The sequence below is a fragment of the Epilithonimonas hominis genome (assembly GCF_003730015.1).
Classification (GTDB): domain Bacteria; phylum Bacteroidota; class Bacteroidia; order Flavobacteriales; family Weeksellaceae; genus Epilithonimonas; species Epilithonimonas hominis.
Genome location: NZ_RJTU01000018.1, coordinates 62,196 through 68,631, shown reverse-complemented (window position 1 = coordinate 68,631; position 6,436 = coordinate 62,196). Strand labels below are relative to the sequence as shown.

Annotated in this window: 7 protein-coding genes; 6 read left to right on the top strand and 1 reads right to left on the bottom strand. The window is 34.5% G+C overall.

Annotated features, from left to right (window positions below):
- Positions 1 to 87 precede the first annotated feature (87 nt).
- The 5 genes from EGH73_RS02970 (at position 88) to EGH73_RS02950 (ending at position 3,505) form a co-directional block, all read left to right on the top strand.
- Complete coding sequence (locus EGH73_RS02970; protein WP_123280622.1) at positions 88 to 822, top strand: hypothetical protein; 735 nt, start codon at positions 88 to 90, stop codon at positions 820 to 822.
- A 92-nt stretch (positions 823 to 914) separates the two neighbouring features.
- Positions 915 to 1,208 carry a helix-turn-helix transcriptional regulator gene (locus tag EGH73_RS02965; protein WP_123280621.1) on the top strand — a complete coding sequence of 98 codons (294 nt, stop codon included), beginning with the start codon at positions 915 to 917 and terminating at the stop codon, positions 1,206 to 1,208.
- 13 nt (positions 1,209 to 1,221) lie between these two features.
- Entirely contained in the window at positions 1,222 to 1,554 is a 333-nt protein-coding gene (locus EGH73_RS02960) for a DUF3853 family protein (protein ID WP_123280620.1), read from the top strand.
- An 8-nt stretch (positions 1,555 to 1,562) separates the two neighbouring features.
- Entirely contained in the window at positions 1,563 to 2,654 is a 1,092-nt protein-coding gene (locus tag EGH73_RS02955) for a hypothetical protein (protein ID WP_123280619.1), read from the top strand.
- A gap of 14 nt (positions 2,655 to 2,668) precedes the next feature.
- Positions 2,669 to 3,505, top strand: a complete 837-nt coding sequence (locus tag EGH73_RS02950; RefSeq protein ID WP_123280618.1) for a toprim domain-containing protein — start codon at positions 2,669 to 2,671, stop codon at positions 3,503 to 3,505.
- Positions 3,506 to 3,510: 5 nt separating this feature from the next.
- Here EGH73_RS02950 and EGH73_RS02945 read toward each other — a convergent pair whose 3' ends face one another.
- The gene (locus tag EGH73_RS02945) at positions 3,511 to 4,752 is read right to left on the bottom strand and encodes a hypothetical protein (RefSeq protein ID WP_123280617.1); all 1,242 of its coding nucleotides are present in this window, start codon (positions 4,750 to 4,752) and stop codon (positions 3,511 to 3,513) included.
- 1,273 nt (positions 4,753 to 6,025) lie between these two features.
- Between EGH73_RS02945 and EGH73_RS02925 the strand changes: the two genes are divergently transcribed.
- Positions 6,026 to 6,436, top strand: coding sequence for a single-stranded DNA-binding protein (locus EGH73_RS02925; protein WP_123280613.1), 411 nt, complete (start codon positions 6,026 to 6,028; stop codon positions 6,434 to 6,436).

The following is a 6,436-nucleotide window of genomic DNA, read 5'->3' as shown; positions in this document are numbered from 1 at the left end:
AAGGTTTGAGATTGATCCCAAATAGGCGGAAACAAAATTACTTAAAATTTCATTTCTTTTCAGATATTTGCCTTCAAAAGATAATCAATGGAAAAATATTTGTTTGAATTTCACGCTTTGATTGGAGACTTTAGAAATAGATTTAAAGAAAATTTTGATAGATTTCTTAACTCCAGATTTTTTTGGATTTTCAACCTGTTTTTTATTCCTGCCTATTTTACTTATCAAAATATAATTCTTTATACCGAAATTAAAATTGTTTTTTATTTCTATGTCTTCTTCACAATCTTAGTTTTGCTGTTATTGATTCCTCCGGTTTATTATCAGGTCAAAGGAAAAGATTTTTTTGCCCTGAAGAAAAAATATTTGAAAACAACTTATAAAAACGAGCCAACTGAAACTGTTAAAAATATAAGTCAAGACATTTCCAAAGTAATAGATGTGGAAAAACTGGATTTGTTATACTCGGTTGTACTGGAAAATAATCTTTTGGACTCTTCATTAATTAATCCTGAAAAAATCAACAGCTTAGATTTTGACTGCTTTTCCAAATCATATTTCACCAAAGCTTTTCAATCTTTGTCACGGACAAAGTCTTGTGATAATCTGATATATTTAACCTGCGACCAAAAAGTGGCAGGATATATTATTCACGAACTGTTCAGACCAATCTTGGGAATTGAAACTAAAAACCTTTGCAATTATTTCTATTATTACAAGAACGACGAGTTCCGAAAAGTGAATTACCAATCTATCAATGCTATTTCCAAACGGAAAGAAATCAAGAAAATACAAGCAAAAATCTCTGAAATTTTGAGGTAAAGTTATGTTTTGAAAAAATAAAGTTATGCTACATAACTTTTGCCCTTTTCATCCTGTTCTACCTGTCTATTTTCGTGTCAAATTTCTACAATATGACACAAATCCAATTACAGCAGGAACTGAACGAAATCAAAAAGCTGGTTCATCAGAATTACATCAATAACAAAGAAGTTTTCAATAGTTCGGAACTGATTTCTTATCTTAAAATCTCCGAAAGCCTTCTTTATAAGCTCACTTCACGCAAACTTATTCCCCATTGCAAACCGACCAATGGTGTGCTTCTTTTTTTCAAAGAAGAGATTCACGAGTGGATTAAGCAACACCGCATATTTACGATAGAAGATGCCGAAAGGATGATAAAAAATCATAGAAGAAACAATAAATAAATCGATTTCCTCTATGAAATTATCCGAACTAAAACAGAAAGCAGTCTGGCAGATGACCGGTGATGAATTGTTGCAATTAATATATTTTGGTCTTTCAGAATCAAAATTCCATCGAAATAAAGAAAATTCCAAAACAAATCCCCAAGAACAAAACTACGTTTACGGGCTGAAAGGTATTGCCAAATTATTCGGGTGCAGCGTTTCTTCTGCTCAAAGACTGAAGAAAAGCGGGAAAATCGACGATGCCATTATTCAGGACGGCAGAAAAATCATTGTGGAAGTGGATAAGGTTTTAGAATTGGTGAGAAATCATAAAATCCCAACGGATAATTCATTAAATTTTTGAAGTTAAAAATGTCGTTTGCCGAAAAAGATTCTAAAATCATCCGCAAGGAATTTCATAGCGAAATACTTCTGGAACGGATTCGCTTAGGAAATCATTTTGTGGATGACTTTATTTTTGAAAACAATCAGATTACGGACATTCCGATTAATGCGCTGCGAGTGATTTTTAATATCATTTCGATTATCAGCAACGAACAATTCCGTCCGGAAGACCGTCCAAAACAGCTTTCGCTTTTCGATGAAGAATTTGAGACCGAAAATAACATTTTTGCCTTGATGAAAATCAGAAACAATAAAATCTCGCCAAGTGGTTCTACAAAACAGGTGATTGAAGCCTACGAATTTTTGGCCAAATTCAAAATGGGTTGGTACAAATCGGTCAATTCCAAAGGGAAAGAAATCAAAACTTTTGGCGGGCTTATTTCTACGCCAAGCTACGACCAGAGAGGTTTTACAAGTTTCCTCATCAACAGCTATTGGCTGAAAAAACTGATTGTGATTCCCGAATACAATTATATTTTATACAACTTGGTGTACAATATTAAGAATAACAAGCACATCCTATTTGCGATTTGGCTTTCCAAAATTCCTGAAAGCGGAACGAGCCTGAGACTGGATAATTTCAACAAAAAATTCGGTTTGAATTACAAATCTGCCAATGATTTTTGTTTTAAATTTTTAAAATCTGTGAGAGACAATCTGGATAAATACAGCAACGTCTCTTTTCATTATAAATGCCGTGCGGATATTATTTTTATCACGCCTTATTTCACCGAAAACATCCTGAATTTAACATCAATTTCTAAATCAAAGGAATACCTTGAAATGACTTACAGGCTCAATTATTTCAAAAGGAAATATCAGATAACGCGAGAAGAATATTCACTTTTTTCCTATCAGTACCGCAACGCTCCTCAAACACGGGATTTGATTGAAAAGTCCTATCGGATTTTCATTCAGGAAAGCAGAAAGAAAAGAATAAAATCAACCCATTTTCAAGGGACTTTTTTTCTGAAAGAGATTCAGCAAATTTTAATTGAATTGTATAAAAATACCAAAATGGGAAAGCTTTTGCCCAATGGTTATCCTGTAATTGTATAAAAAAACGAATAAAAATGAATTGCAAAGAAATAAAAGAAAATGTGAGTATAAGAACAGTTTTGGAGTCATTCAATCTGTTTCCTGTCAAAGAAAATCATAAAACCGCTTTTTATTTGGCTTTGGATAGAGACGAAAAAATACCAAGCCTTTCTGTGAATTTTGTGAAAAACAGAGCATTTGATTTTGGAACAGGAAAAAGTTACGATGTGATTTCGATTGTTCAGCAGATGAAAAAATGTTCCGTTTCCGAAGCATTGGATTATCTTGGTCAATTTGATTTTTCAGTTAGGGAAAATCAATTGAAGTCTGAAAATTTAAACGAAAAGCCCTATGAAATTCTCAATGTGTCGGAAGTGCGGCACCCTGCATTAATTCAATATCTGGAATCCCGAAAAGTCATTGAGCAAAAGCATTTGGTGAAAGAAATCCGTTACAAAATGAATGATAAAAGGTATTTTGGGATAGGTTTTTTCAATAATTCAGATGGATTAGAAATCCGGAATCTCTATTCCAAAATCTGTTTGGGAAAGAAAAACATTACTTTGATTAAGAACGAAAATCTAAACAACGAAATTGCCATTTTCGAGGGATTTTTCGATTATCTTACTTACCGGAATTTAGAACAATCTGACCATTCAACTTCGGATTTTCTAATTCTAAATTCCACGGCAATGCTTTTCAAAGCTGAAGAATTGCTCAAAGATTATGATAAGATTTATCTTTTTCTTGATAATGATTCTAACGGCAAATATGTTACTTCAATCATCATCAATCAATATAAAAATGTTGAGGATTGTTCTCTGCTTTACAGAAATTTTAAGGATTTGAATGAGTGGTATTGTAAAGAGTAATTTTTTTACTCCACCACCCACTGCACATTCCCGTTAACAGCTTTCAAAACATAATTTCCCGATGCAGGCGGAGTTGGAATATTTACGTAATCCCTTGTTCCTGTTTCTCCTGTCGCTGGATTGTAAACCAATATTTTTGAATAAGAAGAATCTGCAATACTAATATACGTAGGATTGATTTGAAATTTCCCGTTAATTCTTAACCAACGTTCAGAAAAATCACCGTAGATAAGCGTGTTTGTTCCGACAGGAGAATTAGGCAGATTTCCTGAAGAATCAAAAGTATGGTTGTGAATCATCAGTTTATTACTGCTGTTGAAAGCCTGCGAATACAATTGCGAGCCTGCAACCCAGTTCCCGATGATGACATTATTTTTCCCGGACATTCTTACACCTGCAGACCTTCCAATCACAATATTACCAAAAGGCTGATTGGCCAATCTCAAAGCATTGCTCCCAATCGCCGTGTTGTAAGATGCTTTTTCCGTTCCGATGCCTTCAGACATTGCTTGCTGTCCAATTGCGGTATTTTGCTCACCAATCCAATTGGAGTTCAATGCACCGAATCCAAGCGCAACACTATGGTCACCTTTGAAAAGATTCCCGACATTGAAACCAACGCCTGTGTTGTACTCGTTTTCCAAAGTTCCAACAGTTCCGGAAGACATTCTGAAAGCATTATTTCCGATGGCTACCGTTCCGTTTCCCGAGGTTAAATTTTCGAGTGCATTCAGTCCGATTCCGATATTGTTTTGTCCGGTTTGGTTCGGATTCATATTGCCAATAAAATAAGAATTTGTTGTTGCATTGAAACCAAAAGCACCGTCTCTCGTTCCTTGTTTTGTGGCGGAATCTCCAGTGAACGAAATAAATCTCCCTGCGTAATTTCCTCTTTCAACGACATCATATAAAGTGTCTTCAGGATTTCCGGTACGCTTCCATTGAGTTCCGTTAAATTCATAAAGCCCAACCGATTTTACCCATTCTACCTGCCCGTTTGCATCTGCAGAATCCGTAAAATTTTCCGTAACATAGATAACTGCTCCTTTTTGTTCGGAAGTGTAGTTTTTAGATTTGAGTTGTGATGCTGTAATTCTCGGAACAATCAAACCATCCAAAACATTCGTTTCCAATGGTTTTCCTACGACATCCAAGGTTGCTTTCGGTTCTGTGGTGTTGATTCCGACCTGCGAGAATGTTTGTAATGATTCTAATGACAATGATAGAATAAGGAAGTTTTTTTTCATTTTTCTGGTATTAAAATCGTGTTGCAAAATTCAGATTTAATTTTAAAAATTTTAGCCAAATGTTTGATATGATGGATTTTAAACCCTTTGTGAATACAAAAAGTTATCAATGATCTGATAAATCGAAATTCAATGAATCCTTATGACAGTTCACTGGTTCTTTGTGAATAGTCGGAAGACAATTTTATCTAAAAAACAAAAAAAATCGTGTTCATTCAGAAGGAAATAGGTTTCATTTCGGAAAAGCACTCATTCGGAATTCGGAAAAGCACTCGCTGGAGTTAAAGAAATCTTAAAACCTCAAGAATTTCAAGACTGTTTTCGGAAAAGCACTCATCCCGAGATTTGGAAACTCATAAAAATTGTGGAAAAGCATTAAATTTTGTGGATAACTATCAGTTTTACCCATCATCTGAAAAACCAATTCGGAAAAGCACTCATTCGTAAAACGGGGAGTTTTCGGAAAAGCACTCATCTCAATTTCGGAAAAGCACTCATTTGTAATTCGGAAAAGCACTCATTCCAAAAGTAGCTCAAACCACTTGCTGTAAGATGATACAGCGAATCATTAAAAGTATATTTAAAAGTAATTAAAAGTCTTTTTTTATTTAAAAGGAAATTGTGGATAAAGAGTTTTGCTTTTAAAAAGAAAAAAATAGGCGAAAAATTGAAAGTAATCGAATTTAAATTCAATCTTTTCAAAAAAAATTAAACACTTGAAAAAGACCATTTCCCTCAATGAATTTTCATTAATTTTCCATTGATAAGAGCGTCTTAGAACTGCTTCCTAAATGCGGTTTGGCTTTTACGTTTGCAAATGTAGGACAGCATCATTCACTCAAAAAAATCTTTTTGGGTTTCTACAAAAATTCTTTCCACTTCGCTCCAACAATTTTTCCAGACACTCCTAAATCCTTCGGACAAAAAGATTTCAAGCCCGATTCGAATTCTGTTTTTCATCAAGCGGAATCGAATCGGGTTTTGTGTGCCTGATACTGTCCTATAATCATCGGCAAAGAAAAAGCCGGAACCTCAGTTATACGAATCAATTCAAACACAGACGTTCTTTGACATCAACGGAAAAACAAAAGAAAACCCAACAGAAAATACAGCTTTTCCAATCCGGAAAAAAAGTAAAAAAAAGAAATGCCGAGTGTCCTCGATACCAAATCAATTCACTCGAAAAAATTCTAAATCATCACGCAAACAAACGTGAACAATTTGAAAAAAACAATAAACAATTTAACCATTAACCATTTAAAAACGTACAGTTATGAACACAATTATCGGTAGAGTTACCAAAAACGCAGAAATCAACACATTGAAAAACGACAAACAAGTCGTTAATTTTTCAGTAGCCATCAATGACAACTACAAAACCAAACAAGGCGAACGCAGAGATCAAACCACATACTACAATTGTTCGTATTGGATAAATTCCAAAATAGCCGAATATCTTACCAAAGGAACTTTGGTGGAACTTTCGGGCAGAGTAAGCTCAAATGCGTGGATAGGCAAAGATGGAGAAATCAAGTCGGGACTGAATTTCCATACTTCACAAATCAAACTTCACGGAGGAGGAAAAAGAGAGGATTCTCAAAAACAATCCACCCAAAAATCCGATTCAAAACCGCAAACTACTAAAACTTTTGCAGAAGAAACGGATGATGATTTACCATTCTAA